The organism is Streptomyces sp. NPDC058620, assembly GCF_042717135.1.
Classification (GTDB): Bacteria; Actinomycetota; Actinomycetes; order Streptomycetales; family Streptomycetaceae; genus Streptomyces.
Genome location: NZ_JBHXQO010000134.1, coordinates 1 through 2,646 on the forward strand (window position 1 = coordinate 1; position 2,646 = coordinate 2,646).

At 61.6% G+C, this 2,646-nt stretch carries 2 protein-coding genes and 1 pseudogene; 2 read left to right on the forward strand and 1 reads right to left on the reverse strand.

Translation table 11 applies throughout. The features are described from left to right. The first annotated feature begins 38 nt into the window (after nt 1-38). The gene (locus ACFWSK_RS37580) at nt 39-1,625 is read left to right on the forward strand and encodes a DUF262 domain-containing protein (protein ID WP_383796638.1); all 1,587 of its coding nucleotides are present in this window, start codon (nt 39-41) and stop codon (nt 1,623-1,625) included. A 51-nt stretch (nt 1,626-1,676) separates the two neighbouring features. Beyond that, nucleotides 1,677-2,399, forward strand: coding sequence for an HNH endonuclease family protein (locus ACFWSK_RS37585; protein WP_383796641.1), 723 nt, complete (start codon nt 1,677-1,679; stop codon nt 2,397-2,399). Nucleotides 2,400-2,419: 20 nt separating this feature from the next. On the opposite strand, the pseudogene ACFWSK_RS37590 reads toward ACFWSK_RS37585, so the two are convergent. Next, nucleotides 2,420-2,646, reverse strand: a pseudogene (locus ACFWSK_RS37590) (transposase); the annotation flags it as partial.

The window sequence follows — 2,646 nt, forward strand, 5'->3', positions numbered from 1 at the left end:
GATCTTGGTCGTGAACCCGTCTACCAGGAGCTTTCTTCATGCCCGCCGCCGGGGCTGCCAGCCCAACCACCCGTCAGGTTGGAAAAGGCTCACTGCATGGCCTGAAGAATCTAGGTGAGGCGCCGGACAGCTTCACCTTCTTGGGGACCGTCATCACCATCCATGACGTCAACCACGTCACGGTGAGGCCAATCGTCAAGCCCGAGGTCCCGTCCAAGGTTCTTACCGTGATCGATGGGCAGCAGCGTTTGTCGAGCCTTCTCATCCTGCTGGTCGGCCTGCACAACCTCACTCGTCAGCAGGCCTGGAAGGTCTTCAAGGGCAAGGAGCCGGATCCGGCCGATAGTGCTCGGACTCACCTCTACTCGGAAACGATCAACATCCTGCAGATGCTTGGGGCGGCGTTCTACGAGCGAAAGAACTTCGGAACTACGCCGATCTACCCGCGCCTCATTCGAGCCTTCCATGATCAGTGGGCCAAGGACGAGAAGCTCAAGAAGTATGAGTCGCCGATCGCCAACCTTATCTACACGTACTCGGTGCTAGCCGACAGCGAGCCGGCATCCTCCAAGCCGACGGACTTCAAACCGAAGGCGCGACCGGATGCGGGCGACGGTGAAGGCGATCTCATCAAGAGGTGCAACGAGATCCGTACGGCGTTGACCAAGCTGGCGCAGCGAAAGGCTATCGAGGAGCTGGAGGATCTGCCGTCGCTAGCAACCCTTGCAACTGGCATCGAGTTCCAGCGTGCGCTCTTCAACCACGAACTCGACCCCGAGCTCTGCACTTGGCTGGAGCAGTTGCAAGACGAGCCCGAGGCTGAGCTGATGCGACTCGTCATGTTTGCCGCCTATGGCTTGAACCGCATCGCTTTGACGGTCGTGCAAGGCAAGGACGAGGACTACGCCTTCACGATCTTCGAGTCGTTGAACACCACGGGCGAGCCTCTGACCGCCTTCGAGACCTTCCTCCCTCGGGTGGTCATGGCAGAGAAGATTCAGGACTACCAGGACTCGGACGCATACACGTACATGAAGGGGGTTCAGGGCTACCTCGACCATTTCGACGTCGGAGACAAACTTCAGAACGCAACCCGAGACCTGCTGGTTACTTTCGCGTTGGCAGAGACTGGGAAGAAGCTCTCCAAGCGCCTTCCGGATCAGCGGGTCTACATGCGCGATACTTTTGAGCGCTACAAAGACTCGGCCGATGATCGGAGCGCGTACTTGCGCCACCTAAGCGACACGGCGGCCTTTGTTGGGAAGACGTGGGAGCCCGCGGCCAACTCTCCTCGCACGCTATTCGGCCTAGAAGCGACCGCCATGACGGACACCGTGAAGTTGTGTCTGGCCTTCCTCAATTCGCTCAATCACAGCATTGCCATCGCGCCGCTCGTGCGCTTCTACTCCGAGGCTGTCCACGCGGACGAAGGGGAGGCGAGGAGCAAGCGCATCGATGAGTTCGAGAAGGCGATCAAGGCAATCACTGCTTTCACGGTCTTCTGGCGAGCAACCCGCCGCGGCACGGGCAACATCGACAGCCAGTACCGGGCGGTCATGGCCGGGGACTCGCTCACGGGCATTGGACCGCTCGCTCGGCAGTGGGCAGTGACCGATGCGTCGTAGCCTGATCCGATCGTCGACGCTGAGGCGCTGAAGAAGGAACTTGCGGCGCGTTTGTCGCACCCCAAGCACGGCGACGTACCAAACTTGCCATCGTTCCTGGCATCTGCTTCCGCGCTGCCGCTCTACTCAATTAGCCGCCCGCTGACGCGTTTCCTTCTTCTGGCGGCATATCACGACACACTTGAAGATCAGGAGAATCCGGGACTGATCATCCAAGGTAAGGCGGGGGTCGCCTCGTGTTTCACCGCAGACGGTTGGGCGGACGAGACACACCTCACGATCGAACACATCACGCCACAGCAGGCCACGGGTGGGTGGGATCAGGAGTTCTACAGCCAGAAGGAAACCGTCCACAAGCTGGGCAATCTGGTCCTGGCACCAGGCGCTGCCAACACGTCCCTCAGCTCACGGCCTTGGACCGAGAAGAGGGTCCTGTATGCGGCACTCGGTGCCCCGACGGCCGACGACTCCAAGTCGATCCTCAACGGCTCTGGCTTGACTTTCGCGCAGACGACTGAAGATCTAGCGGCCATGTCGCGCTACCTCCCGCACCTGCGAGCACTGGGGCAGCGTGAGGACGAGTGGGATCCGATGTTCATGGATCAGCGTGCTGAAGTCCTCCTACGTCTGGCCTACACACGGCTCAAGGGCTGGCTCGGCCTGGAGCTGTCTGACTCCAGCGGTGATCAGGTGGTCAAGGTCGACGATCTGGAGATCGAGAATGATGAGCTCGACGAGAGCGAGGACGCAGGGGGAGGGGTCGGAACGGTTTAACGCCGCAGACCAGTTGGGCGGCGGGCGGCCGCGCTCAGGCCGGCCAGGAGCACTTCATGCAGCCGCTGCCACACGCCGGCCTCGTTCCAGTCCCGGGGCCGACGCCAGCTGATGTGTGCCCGAGCCGAACCCGAGGTCCCGCGGGAGGTGTCCCCCACTGGATGCCGGTGGGCAGGACGTACAGGACCCCGCACAGCACCTCCCGGTCCGGCAACGGCTTTCGCCCCGGATGCCTGAACCGCCGAGG

What these genes read in the sequence shown, in the direction of transcription:
- ACFWSK_RS37580 (WP_383796638.1), top strand. Translation starts at nt 39, where the DNA reads ATGCCCGCCGCCGGGGCTGCCAGCCCAACCACCCGTCAGGTTGGAAAA.